Origin of the sequence: Streptomyces sp. NPDC035033 (assembly GCF_040636735.1) — a bacterium.
In the GTDB taxonomy this organism is placed as follows: domain Bacteria; phylum Actinomycetota; class Actinomycetes; order Streptomycetales; family Streptomycetaceae; genus Streptomyces.
In genome coordinates, this window is record NZ_JBEZUZ010000078.1 from 6,991 (window position 1) to 27,828 (window position 20,838).

Genomic DNA, 20,838 nt, shown 5'->3' on the forward strand with positions numbered 1-20,838 from the left:
GGGCGGCAATCAGACTACCGCAGAAGTGCGGCTAGACACCCGCACCGGATGACCCGCTTCTCTTCTGTGGAGCTAAGGAGAATTGAACTCCTGACCTCTTGCATGCCATGCAAGCGCTCTACCAACTGAGCTATAGCCCCTCGTGCGGCATTCAGCGTACCGCAGAAGTGCGGCGAGCCACCCGCTACGGATGGCCCGCTTGCCTTCTGTGGAGCTAAGGAGAATTGAACTCCTGACCTCTTGCATGCCATGCAAGCGCTCTACCAACTGAGCTATAGCCCCTCGTGATCGTCCGCCCGGCTCCCTCGCGGGTCTTCCTCGCGGCGACGGACAGAACAGTAACCGGCCGCCGGGCAGATCTCCAAATCCGTTTCTCCGGGACTGTCGGAGGCGCCGGGTAGGGTCGCCGTCTGTGTCTCCCTCAGCGCCTTCTCCGTCCCGTGCCCGCCCGTGGCCCCTGGTCGCCGCCGCGGCGGCCTGTCTGATCTCGTTCGCGGCCTTCTGGGTGGCGCAGCGCGTCGCCCACGTGAACATGCTCGACGTGATGGTCTACCGGGCCGAGGCCGAGACGCTCCGGGCCGGCGGCGACCTGTACGCGATGCGCGCCACCTCGGCGAACCTGGCGATGACCTACCCGCCGTTCGCCGCCGTGCTGTTCCTGCCGCTGACCCTGGTGGACGTCCCGCTGATGCGGACGCTCTCCACGGCGGGGAACCTGCTGCTGGTGGTGGCCCTGGTGGGGCTCTCGCTCCGGCTGGTCCGCCCGGCGCTCGCCGCGCCCGCGCGACGGGCCGATCTGTGGCGTACGGCGCTGTGGGTCGCGGCGGTCGTGGTCTGGTGCGAGCCGGTGTGGACGACGCTCCGGTACGGGCAGATCAACCTGCTGGTCGCGGTGGCGGTGCTGTGGGACCTCACCCGGCGCGAGGGCAGCCGCCGGGCCGGCCTCGGCATCGGCCTGGCGACCGCGGTGAAACTCACACCGGGGCTCTTCGTGGTGCTGCTCCTCGCCGCGGGCCTGCTCCTGTGGCGGCGGGACCGGGCGATGAACCAGTGGCTGCGCGCCGCGCTGACCGCGACCGGGACCTTCCTGGTCACGACGCTGGCCATGGCGGTGGCGCTGCCCTCGGACTCGAAGACCTTCTGGACCCGGACGCTGTTCGAGACGGGCCGGGTCGGGCACGCCGAGGAGACCGCCAACCAGTCCCTCAGCGGGGTGCTCGCCCGGCTGATGCACACGGACGCGCCCGGCCTGTGGTGGCTGGCGGCGGCGGTGCTCCTGGGCGGCGCGGCGATGGTGCTCGCGGTGCGGGCGGCGGCGCGCGGCGACCGGGCGGTGGCCGTGGTGATCACCGCGTTCACGGCGCTGATGGTCTCCCCGATCTCCTGGTCCCACCACTGGGTCTGGTGCGTGCCGCTGCTGATCCTGCTGTACGACCGCGCCCCGCGCGCGTGGCTCACGACGGGCGCGGTGGCCCTGGCCTTCGCCTCGTTCGCGCTGTGGTGGGTGCCGCACGACCCGGGCCGTCCCGAACTCGACCAGAACGCGGGACAGATGCTGCTGTCGGCGGTCTATCCGCTCACGGCGACGGCGGTCTTCGCCGGGTACGCGCTGGCGGTGCGGCGGAGCCGCCGGCCGGGGGCCGTCAAGGGCGCGGAGAGCGCGGAGGCCCCCGGGGAGACCGTCGTGGTCCGGGAGCCTCAGGCCGTGGCGAAGGAGTAGAACCGCTTGAGGGTGCAGTGCTCGTCGAGGAGCCGGCCGTAGATCGGCTCCCCCTCGAGTTCGCGGTAGGTCTCGATCGGGTCGCCTTTTATGATCAGCGCCCGCGCGCACTCCTCGCACCAGTACTGGTAGTCCGGGTTGACGGGGTCCATGTCCCGCACGATGGGCGTGCCGCTGCCGCACCAGTCGCACTTCCGCCTGTGCGCACCCAAAGGCCACCCTCCCGTCCGGATCCTGGTCCCCCTCCGGCCGTCCGATTCTGCCACGGCCGGGCGGCGGCCCAGAAGTGACAGAACGACAGATCCCGCCCCCCTGGTGGGGGACGGGATCCGGTGACTGTGGAGCTAAGGAGAATTGAACTCCTGACCTCTTGCATGCCATGCAAGCGCTCTACCAACTGAGCTATAGCCCCTCGTGTTCTTCGCGCTCAGCGCTGCGAACAAGAAGAACTCTAGCCGGTGACCTGCCGGAAAGGGAAATCCGGGCCCCGGGGGCCCGGGCCGGGCGTCAGGTGTCGTCGCCGAGGACCGGCTCGGGCAGCGAGCCGGCGTTGTGCTCCAGGAGGCGCCAGCCGCGCGCGCCCTCGCCGAGGACGGACCAGGAGCAGTTCGAGAGGCCGCCCAGGCCCTCCCAGTGGTGCGGCTCCAGGCCGAGGAGCCTGCCGATGGCGGTACGGATGGTGCCGCCGTGGCTGACCACCACCAGGGTGCCGTCCTGCGGCAGCTTGTCGGCGTGTTCCAGGATCACCGGGGCGGCCCGGTCGGCCACCTCGGTCTCCAGCTCGCCGCCGCCCCGGCGCACCGGCTCGCCGCGCTTCCAGGCGGCGTACTGCTCGCCGTACCGCGCGACGATCTCGTCGTGCGTCAGCCCCTGCCACTCCCCCGCGTACGTCTCACGCAGCGAGGCGTCGTGGGCGACGTCGAGGCCGGTGAGCGCGGCCAGCTCGGCGGCGGTGGCCGCCGTCCGCTTCAGGTCGGAGGCGACGATCGCGTCGGGGCGGAGGGCGGCGAGCAGCCGGGCGGCACGGCGGGCCTGGTGGACGCCGGCCTCGGTGAGCTCGATGTCGGTCGAGCCCTGGAAGCGGCGCTCCAGGTTCCAGGCCGTCTGGCCGTGGCGCCACAGGACGATACGGCGGCCGGTGCCGCCCTTGGCGGCGCTCAGCTCAGCTCACCGTCCGTCCTGTCGGCACCGGTCAGGGCGGCGTGCTCGGCCGCCTTGCCGCGGGTCTTCACGGCGTCCTCGGGCAGCGGCAGCTCGGGGCAGTCCTTCCACAGCCGCTCCAGGGCGTAGAAGACCCGCTCCTCGCTGTGCTGCACGTGGACGACGATGTCGACGTAGTCGAGGAGGATCCAGCGGGCGTCGCGGTCGCCCTCGCGGCGGACCGGCTTGGCGCCGAGCTCCTTCTGGAGCCGCTCCTCGATCTCGTCGACGATCGACTTGACCTGGCGGTCGTTGGGCGCGGAGGCGAGCAGGAAGGCGTCGGTGATCGACAGCACATCGCTGACGTCGTACGCGATGATGTCGTGAGCGAGCCGGTCGGCCGCCGCCTGGGCGGCGGTGTTGACGAGCTCGATGGAGCGATCAGTGGCGGTCACAAGCAGGCTTTCGTCGGCGGTCCAGTACCCCTCCAGGGTCTCACGGACCGCCGACGACCCCGCAAACGATTACGGGGCGCCCGGGATCTCGTAGTCCCGGCCGAGGACGACGGTGACCGCGGCGCTGCCGGAGGGCTTGCCCTTGGCGACCGCGTCGGCGGGCAGACCGAGGGTCTTGGCGACCTCGACGGCCGTGGCCTTCTGGGCGTCGTCGCCGTACACGACCTCGGACTTCTCCCGGCTGTCGGTCCTGCTGCCGCCGGCGAAGGCGTAGCCGCCGTTGACCAGGACGACCCGGGCCGCCTCGACGGCGTCCTCGCCGGTGCCGTCCTTGATCGAGACCCGCGGCACCCCGCCGGCGTCGAGGACGGTGACCTTGCCGCCGAGGATGTCCTTGACGACGCTGTCGCCGGCGCCCTCGGTGAGCGCCCCGTCCTGGCCGACGGGCAGCAGCGCCGTCTTGTAGGCGCCGGTCTTGGCGTGGTCGGCGAGCTTGGCGAGGGAGGCGCCGAGGTCCTTCTCGGGGAGGGACGGGTCGGCGATCTGCTGGAGGTACTCGATGGCGCTGGTGGCGTTCGCGGCGTCGCTGGGCATCTTGCGCAGCACGCCGCCGACGACCTGGCCGAAGCGCTGGAGCTGCTTGGCCTCGGCCTCGCCGGGGGCCCGGTAGGTGGCGTAGGCGACGGCGGCGCGGCCGGTGAGGGTCTGCTGCTCGCCCTTGGCGACGAGCGGGTCGGCGCCCTTCCCGGCCTTGGGGTCGGGGACGGCGGTGTCGGTGTCGGCCTCGATGCCGCCGAGGTACTCGACGAGGTTCTCCAGGTACGGCGTGTCCAGGCGCCAGGTTCCGGCGATCTTGGCGCCGAGGAGGTTGTAGAGGGCTTCGCGGGTGCCGCTGGAGCCGTCCTCCTCGACGGACTTGCCGAGGGTGGTGGTGGTGCCGTCGGCGTCGGCGACGGCGAGCGCGTTGGGCAGCAGGACGGTGGTGCCCTGCTGGGTGGTGGTGTTGTCCACGAGGAGGGCGGTGGAGGTGCCGCCGCCCCGGGTGTCGTGGAGGTGGAGGACGATCGTGTCGCGCCGCTGCGGGCCGGTGGCGGCGGCCCGCGACCGCTCCTCGGGGTCGCCGGTGCCCGGGAGCAGGCCGGCGGACCAGAGGTAGCCGAGGCCGCCGACGGCGGCGAGGACGAGGACGACGACGAGGGCGATCACCCGGTTGCGGCCGCGCCGGCGGGCCTCCTCGCGGCGCTCCGAGCGGCTCTCGGTGAACTTGAGCCAGTCGATGACGTCCTCGGAGTCCTCGTCGGGCTCCTCGATGAAGGAGAACTGCTCGGTGCGGTACTCCTTGTCCTCGTCGGCGTCCGGCCGGCGGGGCGCCCTGGCGGCGGGGACGGACGGTTCGGCGGCGGGCGGCTCGGGGGCGGGCCGCTGGCCGGGGACGCCGGCCGGGGCGGCGGCGACGGGCGCCGCGGGCTCGGCGGCGGCCTGCCACTGCTGCCCGCCGCCGTAGGTCTCGTACGGGTCGTGGCCGGGCTGGGCGTAGCCCTGCGATCCGGCGTAGGGGTCGTACGCGGGCTGCTGAGGGGTCGGGGGCTGCTGCTGGGCGTAGGGGTCGTAGCCGTACGCCTGCTGCTGACCGGCGTACGGGTCGTACGGGTCGTACGCGGGCTGCTGCGGGGCCTGGGCCTGCTGCTGGTACACCGGCTGCCCGTACGCGTCGTAGCCGATGATCTGCGGCTGCTGCGGGTAGTACGGGTCGTACGGGTTCTGCTGGTCGTTCACCGGTGCCCCTCCCCGGGACTCACTCGCCGCGGTACAGCTGACGCTTGTCGATGTAGCGGACCACGCCGTCCGGGACGAGATACCAGACGGGGTCGCCCTCCGCGACCCGTGCGCGGCAGTCGGTGGACGAGATGGCGAGGGCGGGGATCTCGACGAGGGAGACGCCGCCCTTGGGCAGTCCGTCGTCGGTGAGGTCGTGGCCCGGCCGGGTGACGCCGATGAAGTGGGCGAGGGAGAAGAGTTCCTCCGCGTCGCGCCAGGTGAGGATCTGCGAGAGCGCGTCGGCCCCGGTGATGAAGAAGAGGTCGGCGTCGTCGTTGAGCGAGTGCAGGTCGCGCAGGGTGTCGATGGTGTAGGTGGCGCCGCCGCGGTCGATGTCGATGCGGCTGACCGAGAACTGCGGGTTGGAGGCCGTGGCGATGACCGTCATCAGATAACGGTCCTCGGCGGGCGACACGGCCTTGTGGCTCTTCTGCCACGGCTCCCCGGTCGGTACGAACACCACCTCGTCGAGGTGGAACAGGGCGGCGACCTCGCTGGCCGCCACCAGGTGTCCGTGGTGGATCGGGTCGAACGTCCCGCCCATCACGCCGAGGCGGCGCTTGCCGCGGCCGCCAGTAGGCACTTCCTGCTCTCCCATGCGTGCAGAGCCTACTGGCACGGCGGCGGACGCCGGCTCAGCGGCCTCCCGGTCGGCGTCCGGCTCAGCGGTCGCGGTTGAAGCGGGTGGTGATCCAGAGCAGCAGCATCAGCGCGAGGAAGGCGCCACCACCCGTGACGTACGGGTTGAGGCTGTCGTGGTTGCCACCGTGCTCGGCGCCCTCGGAAGCAAGCGTGACGAGGTTGGCGGCGGTGCTGTGGAGGCTCATCTTCGGCAGGACCTATCCGATCGGGGGTGGGAGCGGAGACTTCGCGCACATCGTATGCGGGCCGTCCCGGCTGTCTCACGCCGACTCAGGCGTTGGCGTCCCCGGCGTCCTCCGAGGCCCCTCGGGCGGGGGCGTCGGCGGGCCGGTCCGCCGACTCGCCGCCGCCGTAGCCGCGGAGCAGGAACCAGGCGAGGAGGGCGCCGCCGACCATGGAGATCAGCAGGACGACGCGGAGCGTGTCGCCCGGTCCCTGCTGCGCCGCGGCGGCGATCCCGGTGAGGGCGGCGGTGGCCGCGACGGTGTCCGGCATGGGGGTCGTGCTCCCTCGTTGTCCACAGGGCCCGAGTTGTCCACAGGCTCCGGGCACACGGTAGCGCCCTCGCCTAGGGTGGGTCGTGTCAGGGGGACGAGTACCGACTCGTACGGATGGACAGGGGGCGTTCATGACCGGAAACACCGGGAACACCGGAAACACCGACGAGGACCGCCCGGGAGGCGTGCCGAGCAGGCGGCGCAGGCGGTTCCCCGGCATCTCCTCTCGGGCCTACGAGCACCCGGCGGACCGTTCGGCGCTGGTGGCGCTGAGGAAGCTGAGCGGTTTCGACGCGGTGTTCAAGACGCTGAGCGGGCTGCTGCCCGAGCGCAGCCTCAGACTGCTCTACCTCTCCGACTCCGTCCGGGTGAGCGACGCGCAGTTCTCCCACCTCAACGACATGCTGCGGGACGCCTGTTACGTCCTGGACCTGGACCGGGTCCCGCCGATGTACGTGACGCAGGACCCGGTGCCGAACGCGATGTGCGTGGGCCTGGACGAGCCGGTGATCGTGCTGACGACGGGGCTGGTCGAGCTGCTCGACGAGGAGGAGATGCGGGCGGTGATCGGCCACGAGGTCGGTCACGCCCTGTCGGGCCACGCGGTCTACCGGACGGTGCTGCTCTTCCTGACGAACGTGGCGCTGAAGGTGGCCTGGATCCCGCTGGGGAACGTGGCGGTGATGGCGATCGTGACGGCGCTGCGCGAGTGGTTCCGCAAGTCGGAGCTGTCGGCCGACCGGGCGGGGCTGCTGGTGGGGCAGGACCTGCGGGCCTCGATGCGGGGTCTGATGAAGATCGCCGGCGGCAACCACCTGCACGAGATGAACGTGGACGCGTTCCTCGCCCAGGCGGACGAGTACGAGAAGGCCGGTGACCTGCGGGACTCGGTGCTGAAGATCCTCAACGTGCTGCCGCGCTCGCACCCCTTCACCACCGTGCGGGCGGCGGAGCTGAAGAAGTGGTCGGAGAGCCGGGACTACCAGCGGCTGATGGACGGCCACTACCCGAGGCGCTCGGAGGACAAGGACACCTCGGTCACGGATTCCTTCCGGGAGTCGGCCGGGCACTACGCGCAGACGGTGAAGGACAGCAAGGATCCGCTGTTCAAGCTCGTCGGGGACATAGCCGGCGGGGCCGGTGACCTCGCGGGTGACCTGGGCGGACGGCTGCGGACGGTCTTCGGCGGCGGTGCGGCGAAGGAACCGGGCAAGGGCACCGGCGAGAAGCCGGGCGAGGGCCCGGGCGAGAGCCCCGGCGCCTAGGCCGTTCCTTCCGGGTCATGCCGGGCGCGGGCCGCCGGGCCGGGGCGTCAGGGCTCGGGCCGGGGCGTCAGGGCTCGGGCTCGGCCGTCAGGGCTCGGGCTGGGCGGCCGGGGCGAGGGCTCCGCAGAGGGCGGGGGCCGCGGGCCGGTCGGTGGCGTAGGGGTCGGTGAGGGCCGGCCCGCTCGTCGCCGGGGCCTCGGCGCCGGCCAGGAGCGGCCTGAGCCCGCCGTCGGTGCCGGCGCCGCAGGCCTGCGGTCCGGCTTCGACGGTGCTGGTCAGCAGCTCGGCCCGGTGCATGCGCAGGTCCTCGCGGTCGAAGCGGAGGTGCAGGGTGCGGTGGACCGTGAAGAGGGAGGCGTCGGGGGTGGCCCCCGGGGCCTGGACGGCGGGGCGCAGCGCGTAGGTGAAGGTGTGGTCGGCGGTGACGTCCAGGGTGTCGGGGGCGACCTCGGCGAAGCGGAGGGTGCCCTGGACGCGGGGCGCGGGTTCGGCGACGACGACCTGACGGGGGTCGAAGCGGACCACCCAGGCGGCGACGGCGTGCCGGCCGTCGTCGGCGGGCGAGGAGACGCTGCGGTCGAACTGGGCGAGCTGGTCGGGGTCGATCAGCAGGCGGGCGGGGCGGACGGTCTGCCCGGCGAGGACCTCGGGCTCCAGGGAGGAGGCGACGAGGTAGTCCTTGGCGATGCGGAGGGCGGTGACGACCTGGCCCTCGGAGAAGTGGGTGGTGCGGGCGGCGACGGGGAGGTTGATGCCGGCGGTGCCGGTGCGGTACTCGGCGGCGGGGCTGCGGGCGAGGAGCCGGGCGGGGTCGCCGCCGGGGACGGGACCCCGGGGGGCGAGCGGGACGAAGGTGGTGCGCAGCGGCTCGGCGCGCTGGTCGGGCGGCGGCTGGTAGGGGTTGCGCAGGCCGAGGTAGACGGCCGTGCCGAAGGCGAGGAGGATCAGCAGGACCAGGAGGAGGGCCTGGCCGGAGCCGCCGCGGCGGCCGGTGGGGCCGGGCCGGCTGCGGACGGCGAGCGCGTGCTCGCCCATCCGTTCCCGGGCGGAGTACTCCTGGAGGTGGGCAGCGCGGACGAACGCCTCGTCGAAGACGAGGGACCGGTACTCGTCCTCTCCGCCGGGGAGCCCCTCGGGAGTCCCCTCAGGCGGGTCGCCACGCCCTGCCATACCTTCAGGGTAGGTCGGCGGGGGCTTCGGTAAACGCCCAGGTACACGACAAGTTCGGAAGTTTTCCGCCGTCGGGGTGGCGGTCCCGGCGGCCCGTGCCGCCGTCCGGGTGGTGTCAGGGGGCGGGGGAGCCGGTCGGGACCGGCGGGGGCGTCCGGTGGGCGGCCGGAGGGCGGCCCGCGGCCGTCGGGGCGGCGGTGGTCGCGGGGGCGCCGGTGAGGACCGGCACCGGGGGCCCGGCGGCCGGGGAGGCGGCGGGCGGGGCCGGGTTGGGCCGGTCGACGCCGGTGGAGGCCGGGGGGACCCGGTCCTGCCGGTTGGCGGCGGCGCCCCGGTAGACGGCGGTGAAGGCGAGGGCCACCATGCCGACGCCCATGAGGAGGGCGAGGATCCAGGCGACCGGGCGGTGCCAGCGGGCGCTGCCCCGGTAGGGGCGCAGGGCGCCGCCGTGGGGGCCGTAGGGGCTGGCTTCGTCGCCGATGTCGTCGGGCTCGTAGGTGAGGCCGACGGGGTCGCGGCCGTCGTCGTAGGGGTCCTCGTCGCCGGCGCCCCGGAGGGCCCGGGCGCGGGCGGACTCGGCTTCCGCGCGGGCTTGGGCGGCGGCGAGGAGGCGTTCGACGGCCGTCGGCTCGTGGACGGCCGCGGCCCGGACGAACTCCTCGTCGAAGACCATGTCCCAGCGGCCCTCGTCGGCGCCTCCGCGCTCGTCGTCGGGCTCCCAGCCGTTCGGGGACGGCCTGCCCCCCACGTCGTCCGGCACGGATTCAGAGTAGACCGGGGATGTGGTTTTGGGCAGGGAGAGTGCGAAGTCTCCCCGCCCGTGACGACCGTACCGACCCGTACCGAAAGGAGGGGTGCGCGGTGGTGTTACCGGATGTGACCGTCGCCGGTCACGATGTACTTGGTGGAGGTGAGCTCCGGGAGGCCCATCGGGCCGCGGGCGTGGAGCTTCTGGGTGGAGATGCCGATCTCGGCGCCGAAGCCGAACTCTCCGCCGTCCGTGAAGCGGGTGGAGGCGTTCACGGCCACCGTGGTGGAGTCGACCAGCTGGGTGAAGCGGCGGGCCGCGGCCTGCGAGGTGGTGACGATGGCCTCGGTGTGGCCGGAGGTCCACATCCGGATGTGTTCGACGGCCTTGTCGAGGGAGTCGACCACGGCGGCGGCGATGTCGTGGGAGAGGTACTCGGTCTCCCAGTCCTCGGGGGTGGCCGGGACGACGGTGGCCTTGGTGCCCTCGGCGTGGGCGAGGACCCGCTCGTCGGCGTGGACGGTGACGCCGGCCCCGGCCAGCGCGTCGAGGGCGCGGGGCAGGAAGGCGGCGGCGATGTCCTGGTGGACGAGGAGGGTCTCGGCGGCGTTGCAGACGCTGACCCGCTGGGCCTTGGAGTTGATCAGGATGTCGACGGCCATGTCGAGGTCGGCGTCGGCGTCGACGTAGACGTGGCAGTTGCCGGTGCCGGTCTCGATGACCGGGACGGTGGACTCCTCGACGACCGTGCGGATGAGGGAGGCGCCGCCGCGGGGGATGAGGACGTCGACGAGGCCGCGGGCGCGCATCAGCTCGCGGACGGAGTCGCGGGACTCGCCGGGGACGAGCTGGACCGCGTCGGCGGGCAGCCCGGCGCCGCCGACGGCGTCGCGGAGGACCTTCACCAGGGCGGTGTTGGAGGCGTAGGCGGAGGAGGAGCCGCGGAGCAGGACGGCGTTGCCGGCCTTGAGGCAGAGGGCGGCGGCGTCGACGGTGACGTTGGGGCGGGCCTCGTAGATGATGCCGACGACGCCGAGGGGGACGCGGACCTGGCGGAGGTCGAGGCCGTTGGGGAGGGTCGAGCCGCGGACGACCTCGCCGACCGGGTCGGGCAGGGCGGCGACGTCGCGGACGTCGGCGGCGATGGCCCGGACCCGCTCGGGGGTGAGGGTGAGCCGGTCGATGATCGACTCGCTGGTGCCGGCCTCGCGGGCCTTGGCGATGTCCTCGGCGTTGGCCTCGACGATCTCCGCGGTGCGGACCTCGAGGGCGTCCGCGATGGCGAGGAGGGCTTCGTCCTTGGCCGCGCGCGGCAGTGGCGCGATCTGTGCGGCGGCGCCACGGGCCCGGTAGGCGGCCCGGGTGACCGGGGTGAGGTTGTCGAGGGGCGTGAGCGAGGTCATGCCCGCAGGGTACTGGCACGGGCGGGCCGACCCCGCACGTACGACGGGCACGTCCCGCAGTGCGAGACGCGCCCGTGTCACCGTGCGGACTCCGGGGCGGCCGCCCCCGCGGCCCCGGGCTCCGGCCGGAAAGGACTCCCCCGCCGGAAGGGACTCCACGGCCGAAAAAGGTCCCACGGCCGGAAGGGGCCTCACGGCCGGGAGAGGCCCCGCGGCCGGAAGGGGGGCCTCGGCCGGAAGGGGCTCAGTAGGGGTGGACGCCGACCGGGGCGGCGGGCGGCGGGCCGTAGCCCTCCGCGATCCGCTGGTGGTAGGTCTCCCGGTCGATGACCTCCAGGCCGACGATCTCCCAGGGCGGGAGCTTCGCGGTCTGCCGGTGCTCGCCCCACAGGCGCAGGGCGACGGCGGCCGCGTCGTGCAGGTCGCGGGCCTCCTCCCAGTACCGGATCTCGGCGTGGTCGTTGGCGTAGCGGCTGGTCAGCAGGAAGGGGTGGTCGTGGGCCAGCTGTTCGAGCCCGCGGCGCACCTCCTTCAGCGGTGCCTCGGCGCCGGAGACGCTGAGGGTGACGTGCCACAGCTTGGACAGGGGGCGCTCCCCCGCGCCGCCGTCCCGTGTGCCCGTCTCGGCTGCTGTGCTCTCGCCTTCCGTGGTCCTGCCCCGTGCCGCGTCGAAGTCGGCTCCGGCCTCGACACTCGTCAGGGCGCGTTCGGCCGTCCCGCGGGGCAGTGCCCCTGGGCGCGCTCGTCTCACCGGCGGCCTCCTGTGTGATGCGTGTGGTGCTGTACCCCGCGTTGCTCGTTACCCCCGAGACAAAGTTGACCAGTCCGAGCCGCCGCATGGGGCGGTTTTGGTAAAGGTCCCTTCCGGATGGCAGGAGTTTCAGCCGTTTCGGCGGCGGTTTCGCAAGGGCTTCCGTACCGGGACGGGTCGGTTTCCGGCCGGGGCTCAGTCGAGGACGACGAGGTCGTCGCGGTGGACGACCTCGCGCTCGTACTCGGGGCCGAGTTCCCGGGCGAGTTCGCGCGTGGAGCGGCCCAGCATCCGGGGGAGCTCCTTGGCGTCGAAGTTGACGAGGCCGCGGGCGACGGGGCGGCCGGCGGCGTCGCGGAGTTCGACGGGGTCGCCGGCGACGAAGTCGCCCTCGACGGCGGCGATGCCGGCGGCCAGCAGCGACTTCTTGCCCTCGACGACGGCCCGGACGGCCCCGTCGTCGAGACCGAGGGAGCCCTGCGGGGTGGAGGCGTGGGCGAGCCAGAGGAGGCGGTCGGCGGAGCGGCGGCCGGTGCGCTGGAAGTACGTGCCGGTGTCGCGGCCGGCGAGGGCGTCGGCGGCGCGGCTGGCGGAGGTGAGGACGACGGGGATGCCGGCGGCGGCGGCGATCCGGGCGGCCTCGACCTTGGTGACCATGCCGCCGGTGCCGACGCCGGCCTTGCCGGCGGAGCCGATCTCGACGTGGGCGATGGACTCCGGGCCGGTGACCTCGGCGATCCGGGAGGTGCCGGGCTTGGACGGGTCGCCGTCGTAGAGGCCGTCGACGTCGGAGAGGAGGACGAGGAGGTCGGCGCGGACGAGGTGGGCGACGAGGGCGGCGAGCCGGTCGTTGTCGCCGAAGCGGATCTCGTCGGTGGCGACGGTGTCGTTCTCGTTGACGACCGGCAGCGCGCCCATGGCGAGCAGCTGGTCGAGGGTGCGGTAGGCGTTGCGGTAGTGGGCGCGGCGGCTGGTGTCGTCGGTGGTGAGCAGCACCTGGCCGACGCGGACGCCGTAGCGGGCGAAGGAGGCGGTGTAGCGGGCGACGAGCAGCCCCTGGCCGACGCTGGCGGCGGCCTGCTGGCGGGCCAGGTCCTTGGGGCGGCGGGTGAGGCCGAGGGGGGCGAGGCCGGCGGCGATGGCGCCGGAGGAGACCAGGACGATCTCCTTCTCGCCGCCGCTGCGGACCTTGGCGAGGACGTCGACGAGGGCGTCGACCCGGTCGGCGTCGAGGCCGCCGGAGGCGGTGGTGAGGGAGGAGGAGCCGACCTTGACGACGATCCGGCGCGCCTCGGTGACGAACGGGCGGGCCGCCGAGGGCGGGGTCGCGGTCCGCGGGGTCACGTCCTGTCGGTTCATGTCCTGCTGCACCGTCGCCATCTCCGTCGCCACCTGGGCCGTCCTCGCTCGCTGTCCGGCGCCGTGCGCTCCCGGCACGGTCGCGAGGGGCAATCTACGCGAGCCGGGACGGCTGCCGCTCCTCCATTCCGCTCTCCGGACCGTCGTCTTCCGCCCCGGGGGACCGGCTGACGAGGATCCTGCGGGAGATCAGATAGGTGAACGGGATGGCGACGACGGCGGCCACGAGCGGCGCGATCCGGTCGTCCATGCCGGCCCAGGTGACGAGCGCGTACAGGCCGGCGCTCTGCACGGCGTAGTTGGTGACGTTGGTGAGGGGGAAGAGGGCGAACTTCTTCCAGGTGGGGCGGGTGCGGTAGGTGAAGTAGGTGTTGAGGAAGAAGGAGCCCACCATGCTGAGCAGGAAGGCGAGGGTGTACGCGGCGAAGTACGGCATCCAGGGGTGCAGGAGCAGGTAGCAGCCGAAGAAGGTGCCGGTGTTGATCCCGCCCACCACGCCGAAGCGGATGATCTGGCCGAGCTGGTCTCGCATGGGCCCATCAGATCGCCGGGAGATGAACGGGACGTGCCGCGGGGGCGACGCCCGCACGGCGAACGGCCCCCTCGTACGGGGCGTACGAGGGGGCCGTCACGAAAGGGCCGCCGCGCGAAGGCCCGCACGGAGGGCCGTCACCGGGAGGCCCTCACGGGAGGGCCGTCACCACGAGGGCCGTCACCGAGGCGGCCCGCACGCGAGGGCCGTCACCGCCAGGGCCGTCTCCAGGGCGGCCCTCACGGGGCGAGCGGGCGGAGGCGCCGCGCGGGACCGGGATCAGCCGGCGGTGGCGCCGCGGCGGGCGGTCCAGCCCGCCCAGGCGGAGCCGATCATGTCGCGGACGTCGTGCCGGGCCTTCCAGCCCAGCTCGGCGGCGATGCGGTCGGCGGAGGCGACGACGCGGGCCGGGTCGCCGGGGCGGCGCGGGGTGACGACGGGCTCGGTGGTGTGCTCGGTGATCTCGTTGATCAGCTTGACCATCTCGGTGACGGAGACGCCCTCGCCGCGGCCGATGTTGACGGTGAGGTCGCGCGGCTCGCCGGCCGCGGCCCACTCGGCGAGCTTGCGGGCGGCGACGAGGTGGGCGTCCGCGAGGTCCTCGACGTGGATGTAGTCGCGGATGCAGGTGCCGTCCGGGGTGGCGTAGTCGTCGCCGAAGATCCGGGGGGCCTCGCCGGCGTCGAGCCGCTCGAAGACCATCGGCACCAGGTTGAAGACGCCGGTGTCGGCGAGCTCGGGGGTGGCCGCGCCGGCCACGTTGAAGTAGCGCAGGCAGGCGGTGGCGATGCCGTGCGCCTGGCCGGCCGCCCGGACCAGCCACTCGCCCGCGAGCTTGGTCTCGCCGTACGGGCTGAGCGGGAGGCAGGGGGTCTCCTCGGTGACGAGGTCGACGTCCGGCATGCCGTACACGGCGGCGGAGGAGGAGAAGAGGAAGTTGCGCACGCCGGCCGCGGCGACCGCCTCCAGGAGGACGGTGAGGCCGATGACGTTCTCGCGGTAGTAGTGCAGCGGCAGCTCGACGGACTCGCCGACCTGCTTCTTCGCGGCGAGGTGGACGACGCCGGTGACGGCGTGCTCGGCGAGCGTCCGGTCGAGCAGCTCGCGGTCCAGGGTGGAACCGACCACGAGGGGCACGCCCTCGGGCACCCGGTGGGCGTATCCGGTCGACAGGTCGTCGAGGACCACGACCCGCTCCCCCGCATCCGTCATGGCCCGGACCACGTGCGCGCCGATGTAACCGGCACCGCCGGTGATCAGGTACGTCATGCTCTCCCCACATCCCTCTGTCGCTGAGCACTGCGGCCACCACCGTACCTGTTGCCCGCCGGGCCGCCGGGGCGCCCGCGTCCGGGTCCCCGCCGCCCCGCCCCGAGGGGGCGCGTGAGCGGTGCCCGCGCGCCCCGGGGGCGGCCCCGGGAGGCGGCATACTGGTGCTGCTCACTCTCCGCATTCACACGTGTTCGAGGAGTAAACAGCAGTGCGAAATCCAGAGGCGCCCCGGCTGCTGGGGGTCTACCGCCGAGCCGTTCCCGAGCGGGTGCGGCGGGTCGTCGTCGCGCAGCTGGACGCCGATGTGCGCCGCCGCGTGAAGCTGCGCATCGCGAGCGGGACGGCCGCCGCCGAGCGCCTGCGCCAGGGCCGGCTGGCCCGGCGGTACGCGGCGCTCACCGCGGGCCCGGACCGCGCGGTGATCAGCGTCGGACGGGCGCCCAAGGTGGCCCTGGTCGCGGAGGGGATCACCCCGCTGCGGGCCCGCCGGGCCAATCTGGAGGCGGTGCTGGGCGCGCTCGCCGCGGCCGGCGTCCCGCACTTCTGCGTCCCCGGCACGTCGGACACCTCCTCCGCGGTGGCCGTGCGCGAGCGGGACCGGTCCGCCGTGCTCACCGCCCTCGCCGACGCCTGCGCGCGGGAGCCCGGCTACGTCGCCCCGGCCGGCGGGAACCGCCCGGCGGGCCGCGGCTCCCAGCCCGGTTTCGCCGCCGGGACCTGGCACCGGCTGCGCACCGCCTCCGTCCTGCGGCTCGTCTGGTACCGCGCCGACCCCACCCACCAGCTCAAGCTGGGCGATCCGTACGGCTGCGACGTGGAGTTCTGGCGCGAGGAGGGCGACGAGCTGACCGCGCCCCGTCCCGGCCGGGTGACCGCGAGCCTGCCCCGCGAGGGCCGGGTGGTCGAGGCCCCGGAGTCCTGCTTCACCGACTTCACCGACGTCCGGCCCGGCGCCGGGACCTCCCCCGCCGGCGCCCCGCTCGTGCCGGCCCGCGCCGAGACCGCCGTCGTCCGCTCCGACCAGGTCACCTTCCCCGTCGACGTCGTCTACACCTGGGTGGACGGCTCGGACCCGGAGTGGCTGCGGCGCCGCGCGGAGTACTCCGGCGAGGGGTACCACGCGGAGGCGGCCAACCCGGCCCGCTACCTCAGCCGGGACGAACTGCGCTACTCGCTGCGCTCCCTGCACCTCTACGCGCCCTGGGTGCGGAACATCTTCCTGGTCACCGACGACCAGACGCCGGCCTGGCTGGACACCACCGTCCCCGGCCTCCGCGTCGTCTCGCACAAGGAGATCTTCCGCTCCCCCGAGCTGCTGCCGACCTTCAACTCGCACGCCATCGAGTCCCAGCTGCACCACATCGACGGGCTCGCCGAGCACTTCCTCTACCTCAACGACGACGTGATGCTCAGCCGGGAGGTCACCCCCCGGGACTTCTTCCACGCCAGCGGGCTCACCAAGTTCTTCCCCTCCCCCGCCCTCGTGCCGCTCGGCGAGCGGAGCCTCGACGACCCGCCGGTGGCCGCCGCCGGCAAGAACAACCGCCGGCTGATCGAGGAGCGGTACGGCGCCGTCCTGGTGCAGAAGATGAAGCACATGCCGCACCCGCTGCGGCGCAGCGTGCTGGCCGAGATCGAGACGGAGTTCGCCGTCGAGTACGGCCGCACCGAGGCGAACCGCTTCCGCAGCGTCGACGACATCTCGATCGCCTCCTCGCTGCACCACTACTACGCCTTCCACACCGGCCGCGCGGTCCCGTCGACCGACCTGCCGTACGCGTACCTGGACCTGACCCACCCGTGGACGGAGACCCGGCTCGGCCGGCTCCTCGCCCGGCGCGACCGGGCGGTCTTCTGCGTCAACGACACGGTCTCGACGGAGCGGGACGCGGACGGCCAGAAGGACCTCATCACCCCGTTCCTGGAGGCGTACTTCCCGGTCCCGAGCCCGTACGAGAAGCGCTAGGCCGCCTCTTCCGGATCGTGCCGGGCTCGTGGCGCCCGGCACGCGGGAGAGGGGGCGTCCGGCCGGACGCCCCCTCTCCCGCACACGGCTTCCTCAGTCCTTCTCGTACGGCGAGCGCACCGGGAAGTACGCCTCCAGGAAGGCGCGCAGCACCCGGTCCTGCTCGTCCAGCGGCACCTCCGACTCCGCGGACTCGCCGACGCAGATGACGTCGCGGTGGCGGGCGGCGAGGAGCCGGCTGAGCGCCACGTGGTGCTTGTAGTCGCCGATGTTGGCGTACGCGGCGGAGATGCCGCCGGGCGAGGCCCTGCCGGTCAGATAGCCGTAGTGGTGGTGGAGCGAGGAGGTGATCGACAGGTCGGTCCGGCCGCGGAACGGCGTGGCGGCGGTCCGCGCGGTCTCCTCCGGCCAGCGCTCGGCGATCTCCGCGAGGACGCTGCGGCGCAGCGGGTGCGGGGTGTGCAGGAAGCCGTGGGTGGCGACCCGGCCGAACGCCTCCTCCAGGAGGACCTGGTTGTTCTTGGCGGCGACGAAGTAGCCCTCGGTCTCCTCGGAGACCTCGCCGGGCGGGACGGCGGTCGGCGAGCGGAAGAAGAGCGAGTTGCCGTTCGACTGGAAGAACTTGTTCGGCGCGAGGGGGCGGCCGAAGAACACGTCGTCGTTGACGTAGAGGAAGTGCTCCGACAGGCCCTCGATGCGGTGCAGCTGGGACTCGATGGCGTGCGAGTTGAAGCTGGGCAGCCAGTCCGGGTCGGCGAACAGCTCCCGGTGGCCGACCACTTCGACGTCCGGGTGGGAGGTGTCCAGCCAGGACGGCGTCTGGTCGTCGGTGACGAGGAAGATCCGCCGGATCCAGGGGGCGTGCGCGGCGAGCGAGCGCAGCGAGTAGCGCAGTTCGTCGCGGTTGCGGAAGCGGACGTCGCCGGACTGGGCGTCGTCGGTGGCCAGGCCCCGCTCGCGGCGGGCGGCGTCGCGCTTGGCCCGCCAGACGGGGTCGGTGTCGTCGACCCAGGTGTAGACGGCGTCGACGGGGAAGTCGACGTTCCACATGAGCCTCTTGGTGAAGACCTCCAGGGTCGGGTACTCCCGGCCGGCGATGGAGATCCGGGCGTCCCCGTCGAGGGAGGGCAGCCGGGGGCCGACCAGGGTGGTGCCGCGGGGGGCGGCGTACCAGCCGGTGTCGCCCTCCTCCTCGGACCAGAACTCGACGCCGCAGCCGTACACCGGCCCGTACCGCAGGGTCCGGCTGTCACTGACGAGCGGCTTGAAGATCCGCACGCCGGCGACCTCGGGCGCCGCGGTGAGGGTCTCGGCGAGGCGGGCGCCGGGGGCGGCGGTCCGGGGGGCGACGAGCTCGGCGTAGACCGGCCGGCCGTGGAGCTCGGTGCCGAGGGCGCGCAGCGCGCGTTCCCGGTCGGCCCGCTTGACGGCGAGGCGGTGGCTGACGGTCGTGGGGTCGTGGAGCAGGACGAAGGGGACGCCGTGCCGCTCCAGGGCCTGCGCGGTCAGCTCCAGGTTGATCTCGCCCATCCGCCAGGACGGCACGTCGTCGCGGACCTCGGCGAGCCGGCCGGCCGAACGGACCAGCGCCTTGGGGTCCTTGGCCTGGAGGATGACCTCGCGGGCCTTCTGCTCGTCGGCGGAGGGCGAGAGCTTGCTGATCGGCGCGGAGACGGCGAAGCTGCGGCTGCCGCCGGCCGCGACCCGGTGGGCGGCGCGGTCGGCGCGGGCGGCGGCGCGGGCGGCCGGGTCCTCGGCGGCCAGCGCGGTGAACAGCTCGTCCCAGCGGGCGGTGACGACCTCCGGGGCGAAGCGCTCGCGGGCCCCGGCGCGGGCGGCCGCGCCGTAGGCGGCGCGCAGTCCGTCGTCGCCCATGAGGCGGGAGAGGGCCGCGCCGAGCGAGGCGATGTCGTCGGCGGGCACCAGCAGGCCGTCCACCTCGTGGCGGACGATCTGGGACGGGCCGGTGAGGGTGTCGTACGCGACGACGGGGACGCCCGCGGTGAAGGCCTCCAGCATCACCAGGCCGAAGGACTCCACCCGTGAGGGCATCAGGCAGATCGCCGCCGTGGCCCACTCCTCGGCCATCCGGCGGCTGCGGCCGACGAGTTCGACCCGGTCGTGCACGCCGAGCCCTTCGACGAGCCGGCGCAGGGCGGCCAGCTGGGGGCCGTCGCCGAAGACCCGCAGCCGCCAGCCGGGGTGTTCGCCGGCGATCTCGGCGAAGGCCTGGACGGCGTGGTCGAGCTGCTTCTCCGGGACCAGCCGGCCGGCCACCACGATGGTCTTCGAGCCGAGGTCGGAGCGGGGCCGGTAGCCGTCGGGCATCGCGTTGGGGATGGTGGCGAGGCGCGGGGCGGCGGTGCCGAGCGACTCGGCGAACCAGTCGGTGGTCAGCTCGGTGAGCGAGACCAGGGCGTCGAGCCGGGGGGCGTGGGTGAGGAGCGGTTCGCCGGTGGCGCCGCGCAGCTGGGAGACCCGGTGCTCCTGGTGGACGACGGCCACCCGGGCGGGGGTGAGGGCGACGGCGGCGGCCATCAGGGCCGGGGTGGTGGTCACCAGGACGTCGGCGTCGAGCCTGGAGAGGGCGGCGGTCAGCTCGATGTCGGAGAGCCGGTCGAAGGTGGGCTCCCAGGCGGCCTGGATCAGCTCGCTGGGCAGCTTGGCGAGGGCCGCGCACTCGCCCGCGGTGAGCGCGGAGGGGCGCACGGGGCGCGGCGAGCGGCCGGTGCGGTCCACCAGGTAGCGGACGGTCACGCCCTTCGCCTCGGGCAGGAAGGGCTCCGTCTCCGTCCTGAACACGCTGAGGATCTCGACCTCGTGGCGCGGCGCCAGCTGGGCGGCCTGGGTGTAGGCGGCCATCTCGGTGCCGCCCATGGCGTCGCCCCAGGTGAGCAGGATGGTGATCTTCATACGCGTCCCTCCGCGCCGTCGGGGGCGCCTTCGAACCCGACGCAGGAGACGGCGAGCGCCCCGGCCGAGGTGATGTAGGCATGCACTCGGAGGAGCGAGCCGTCTTCCAGGGCGATGATCCGGAACGAGGTGCGGATCACCTGGTCGCGCCGGCGCAGGTCGGTGAGCCGGCGGCCGATCTTGAGGCCGGTGCGCCCCTGCTGGAGCTGGATGTCCCAGCGGTGGGCCCTGCGGCCGGAGACCATGCCGGCGAGCGGCAGGTCGAAGGCGAAGGAGTCGCCGTCCCACTCCAGCGGGGCCCGGACGACGGCGCCGCCGCCGCGCCGGACCGCCTGGGCGGTGTACGCGGCGGACGGGGCCTGCCGGGCGACGATCCGGCCGCGGACCGTGATCCGGTCCCAGCGCAGCGCGAAGGTGTCGAGTTCGGCCTGGTGGGCGGGGGCCCGGACCTTGAGGACGGCGAAGCCGTCGACCGAGCGCATCAGCCGGAAGTGGGCGCCGCCGGCCGGGTCCGGCGAGACGGGGGCGACCGGCCCGTCGGCGGCGGGGAGGGCCACGGCGGCGACGCCGGTGCGCCGCTCCTGCCCGTCGGGGCGGGTGAGGACGGCGGCGACGCGCCACAGTCCGGCGAAGAGGGCGGGGCCCGGGCGGCCGGGGCCGTACGCCTCGGCGTCGGGGCCGGCGGGCGGCTCGGGCGCGTCGGTGAAGCGGAGGGCCGTGGTCGCGGTGAGGAGGCGGGCGCCGTCGGCCTGCGGTTCGAGCTCCAGCGGCAGCCGGAAGACCCGTCCGCCGCGGGAGAGTTCGAGCCGGGCGGAGGCGATCTCGTCGGCGGGCGGGGCGAACAGCGCGACGTTGAGGGTGCGGCCGCCGAGGACGGAGAGGTGGAGCGGGCGGAGTGCGGGCCGGGGCGGGATCCCCCCGCCGAGCGCCGGCGCGGTGTGCATCCGCTCGACCCTGCGGCGCATCCTCACCGCCACCCGCCGGGCTCGTTTCGCGGCACCCACCGCATAGGGCAGCAAGGCGTCACTCACGACAATCCCGGCTTCCGTTCTGGGGGTTGACAGTCGGCGCCACATAGTGGCAAGGGCCCCCATCAAAGGCAAATCGGTGCCGAACCGTTTCGCGGGTGACGAGCCTCACGCCCGAGGAGGAAACCCCGAGGGTCATTTTTCCCCTCTGACCAGGGC

19 protein-coding genes and 3 tRNA genes are annotated in these 20,838 nt (G+C 73.6%); 3 read left to right on the plus strand and 19 right to left on the minus strand.

The window, feature by feature from the left end; all coding sequences use genetic code 11:
• Nucleotides 1-67: 67 nt before the first annotated feature.
• Both AB0E83_RS26615 and AB0E83_RS26620 read right to left on the minus strand, forming a co-directional pair.
• Nucleotides 68-140: transfer RNA gene (locus AB0E83_RS26615), tRNA-Ala, on the minus strand.
• A gap of 69 nt (nucleotides 141-209) precedes the next feature.
• A tRNA-Ala gene (locus AB0E83_RS26620) sits at nucleotides 210-282 on the minus strand.
• Nucleotides 283-412: 130 nt separating this feature from the next.
• Between AB0E83_RS26620 and AB0E83_RS26625 the strand changes: the two genes are divergently transcribed.
• Nucleotides 413-1,720: a glycosyltransferase 87 family protein gene (locus AB0E83_RS26625; RefSeq protein ID WP_362116891.1), complete on the plus strand. Its 1,308-nt coding sequence runs from the start codon at nucleotides 413-415 to the stop codon at nucleotides 1,718-1,720.
• On the opposite strand, the gene AB0E83_RS26630 is transcribed toward AB0E83_RS26625, so the two are convergent.
• From AB0E83_RS26630 to AB0E83_RS26665, 8 genes are all read right to left on the minus strand, one after another.
• The gene (locus AB0E83_RS26630) at nucleotides 1,699-1,932 is read right to left on the minus strand and encodes a hypothetical protein (RefSeq protein ID WP_030494108.1); all 234 of its coding nucleotides are present in this window, start codon (nucleotides 1,930-1,932) and stop codon (nucleotides 1,699-1,701) included. The two genes, AB0E83_RS26625 and AB0E83_RS26630, sit on opposite strands and share 22 nt — an antisense overlap.
• Nucleotides 1,933-2,059: 127 nt before the next feature.
• Nucleotides 2,060-2,132 (minus strand) — tRNA-Ala (locus AB0E83_RS26635).
• A gap of 95 nt (nucleotides 2,133-2,227) precedes the next feature.
• On the minus strand, nucleotides 2,228-2,881 hold the full coding sequence (locus AB0E83_RS26640) for a histidine phosphatase family protein (RefSeq protein ID WP_362116954.1): 654 nt from the start codon (nucleotides 2,879-2,881) through the stop codon (nucleotides 2,228-2,230).
• Nucleotides 2,878-3,315 (minus strand): ribosome silencing factor, encoded by a 438-nt coding sequence (gene rsfS, locus AB0E83_RS26645; protein WP_362116894.1) that lies wholly within the window; start codon nucleotides 3,313-3,315, stop codon nucleotides 2,878-2,880. The genes AB0E83_RS26640 and rsfS overlap by 4 nt, the downstream gene beginning before the upstream one ends.
• Nucleotides 3,316-3,384: 69 nt before the next feature.
• A complete protein-coding gene (locus AB0E83_RS26650) occupies nucleotides 3,385-5,091 on the minus strand; it encodes an LCP family protein (RefSeq protein ID WP_362116897.1) in 1,707 nt (568 codons plus the stop codon).
• A 19-nt stretch (nucleotides 5,092-5,110) separates the two neighbouring features.
• On the minus strand, nucleotides 5,111-5,731 hold the full coding sequence (gene nadD, locus AB0E83_RS26655; RefSeq protein ID WP_362116900.1) for a nicotinate-nucleotide adenylyltransferase: 621 nt from the start codon (nucleotides 5,729-5,731) through the stop codon (nucleotides 5,111-5,113).
• 64 nt (nucleotides 5,732-5,795) lie between these two features.
• Nucleotides 5,796-5,960 carry a hypothetical protein gene (locus tag AB0E83_RS26660; RefSeq protein WP_030494103.1) on the minus strand — a complete coding sequence of 55 codons (165 nt, stop codon included), beginning with the start codon at nucleotides 5,958-5,960 and terminating at the stop codon, nucleotides 5,796-5,798.
• Between the two features lie 85 nt (nucleotides 5,961-6,045).
• Nucleotides 6,046-6,270, minus strand: coding sequence for a hypothetical protein (locus AB0E83_RS26665; protein ID WP_362116959.1), 225 nt, complete (start codon nucleotides 6,268-6,270; stop codon nucleotides 6,046-6,048).
• A gap of 133 nt (nucleotides 6,271-6,403) precedes the next feature.
• Between AB0E83_RS26665 and AB0E83_RS26670 the strand changes: the two genes are divergently transcribed.
• On the plus strand, nucleotides 6,404-7,537 hold the full coding sequence (locus AB0E83_RS26670; protein ID WP_362116903.1) for a M48 family metallopeptidase: 1,134 nt from the start codon (nucleotides 6,404-6,406) through the stop codon (nucleotides 7,535-7,537).
• Between the two features lie 87 nt (nucleotides 7,538-7,624).
• Here AB0E83_RS26670 and AB0E83_RS26675 read toward each other — a convergent pair whose 3' ends face one another.
• From AB0E83_RS26675 to galE, 7 genes are all read right to left on the minus strand, one after another.
• Nucleotides 7,625-8,707, minus strand: coding sequence for a hypothetical protein (locus AB0E83_RS26675; protein WP_362116906.1), 1,083 nt, complete (start codon nucleotides 8,705-8,707; stop codon nucleotides 7,625-7,627).
• Nucleotides 8,708-8,822: 115 nt separating this feature from the next.
• A complete protein-coding gene (locus AB0E83_RS26680; RefSeq protein WP_362116909.1) occupies nucleotides 8,823-9,467 on the minus strand; it encodes a hypothetical protein in 645 nt (214 codons plus the stop codon).
• Between the two features lie 107 nt (nucleotides 9,468-9,574).
• On the minus strand, nucleotides 9,575-10,858 hold the full coding sequence (locus tag AB0E83_RS26685) for a glutamate-5-semialdehyde dehydrogenase (protein ID WP_362116912.1): 1,284 nt from the start codon (nucleotides 10,856-10,858) through the stop codon (nucleotides 9,575-9,577).
• 244 nt (nucleotides 10,859-11,102) lie between these two features.
• A complete protein-coding gene (locus AB0E83_RS26690) occupies nucleotides 11,103-11,609 on the minus strand; it encodes a hypothetical protein (protein WP_362116915.1) in 507 nt (168 codons plus the stop codon).
• 195 nt (nucleotides 11,610-11,804) lie between these two features.
• On the minus strand, nucleotides 11,805-12,968 hold the full coding sequence (gene proB, locus AB0E83_RS26695) for a glutamate 5-kinase (protein WP_362116957.1): 1,164 nt from the start codon (nucleotides 12,966-12,968) through the stop codon (nucleotides 11,805-11,807).
• 94 nt (nucleotides 12,969-13,062) lie between these two features.
• Entirely contained in the window at nucleotides 13,063-13,500 is a 438-nt protein-coding gene (locus tag AB0E83_RS26700; RefSeq protein WP_362116918.1) for a GtrA family protein, read from the minus strand.
• Between the two features lie 279 nt (nucleotides 13,501-13,779).
• Nucleotides 13,780-14,769 carry a UDP-glucose 4-epimerase GalE gene (gene galE / locus AB0E83_RS26705; RefSeq protein ID WP_362116921.1) on the minus strand — a complete coding sequence of 330 codons (990 nt, stop codon included), beginning with the start codon at nucleotides 14,767-14,769 and terminating at the stop codon, nucleotides 13,780-13,782.
• Between the two features lie 211 nt (nucleotides 14,770-14,980).
• Between galE and AB0E83_RS26710 the strand changes: the two genes are divergently transcribed.
• A complete protein-coding gene (locus tag AB0E83_RS26710) occupies nucleotides 14,981-16,738 on the plus strand; it encodes a stealth family protein (protein ID WP_362116923.1) in 1,758 nt (585 codons plus the stop codon).
• Nucleotides 16,739-16,831: 93 nt separating this feature from the next.
• Here the strand turns inward: AB0E83_RS26710 and AB0E83_RS26715 are convergent, their stop codons facing one another.
• Nucleotides 16,832-19,651, minus strand: a complete 2,820-nt coding sequence (locus AB0E83_RS26715) for a stealth conserved region 3 domain-containing protein (protein WP_362116926.1) — start codon at nucleotides 19,649-19,651, stop codon at nucleotides 16,832-16,834.
• The gene (locus AB0E83_RS26720) at nucleotides 19,648-20,595 is read right to left on the minus strand and encodes a hypothetical protein (RefSeq protein WP_362116929.1); all 948 of its coding nucleotides are present in this window, start codon (nucleotides 20,593-20,595) and stop codon (nucleotides 19,648-19,650) included. The genes AB0E83_RS26715 and AB0E83_RS26720 overlap by 4 nt, the downstream gene beginning before the upstream one ends.
• Between the last annotated feature and the right edge of the window lie 243 nt (nucleotides 20,596-20,838).

What these genes read in the sequence shown, in the direction of transcription:
- nadD (WP_362116900.1), bottom strand. Translation starts at nt 5,731, where the DNA reads ATGGGAGAGCAGGAAGTGCCTACTGGCGGCCGCGGCAAGCGCCGCCTC.
- AB0E83_RS26660 (WP_030494103.1), bottom strand. Translation starts at nt 5,960, where the DNA reads ATGAGCCTCCACAGCACCGCCGCCAACCTCGTCACGCTTGCTTCCGAG.
- AB0E83_RS26665 (WP_362116959.1), bottom strand. Translation starts at nt 6,270, where the DNA reads ATGCCGGACACCGTCGCGGCCACCGCCGCCCTCACCGGGATCGCCGCC.
- AB0E83_RS26670 (WP_362116903.1), top strand. Translation starts at nt 6,404, where the DNA reads ATGACCGGAAACACCGGGAACACCGGAAACACCGACGAGGACCGCCCG.
- AB0E83_RS26675 (WP_362116906.1), bottom strand. Translation starts at nt 8,707, where the DNA reads ATGGCAGGGCGTGGCGACCCGCCTGAGGGGACTCCCGAGGGGCTCCCC.
- AB0E83_RS26685 (WP_362116912.1), bottom strand. Translation starts at nt 10,858, where the DNA reads ATGACCTCGCTCACGCCCCTCGACAACCTCACCCCGGTCACCCGGGCC.
- proB (WP_362116957.1), bottom strand. Translation starts at nt 12,968, where the DNA reads ATGAACCGACAGGACGTGACCCCGCGGACCGCGACCCCGCCCTCGGCG.
- AB0E83_RS26700 (WP_362116918.1), bottom strand. Translation starts at nt 13,500, where the DNA reads ATGCGAGACCAGCTCGGCCAGATCATCCGCTTCGGCGTGGTGGGCGGG.
- galE (WP_362116921.1), bottom strand. Translation starts at nt 14,769, where the DNA reads ATGACGTACCTGATCACCGGCGGTGCCGGTTACATCGGCGCGCACGTG.
- AB0E83_RS26715 (WP_362116926.1), bottom strand. Translation starts at nt 19,651, where the DNA reads ATGAAGATCACCATCCTGCTCACCTGGGGCGACGCCATGGGCGGCACC.
- AB0E83_RS26720 (WP_362116929.1), bottom strand. Translation starts at nt 20,595, where the DNA reads ATGCACACCGCGCCGGCGCTCGGCGGGGGGATCCCGCCCCGGCCCGCA.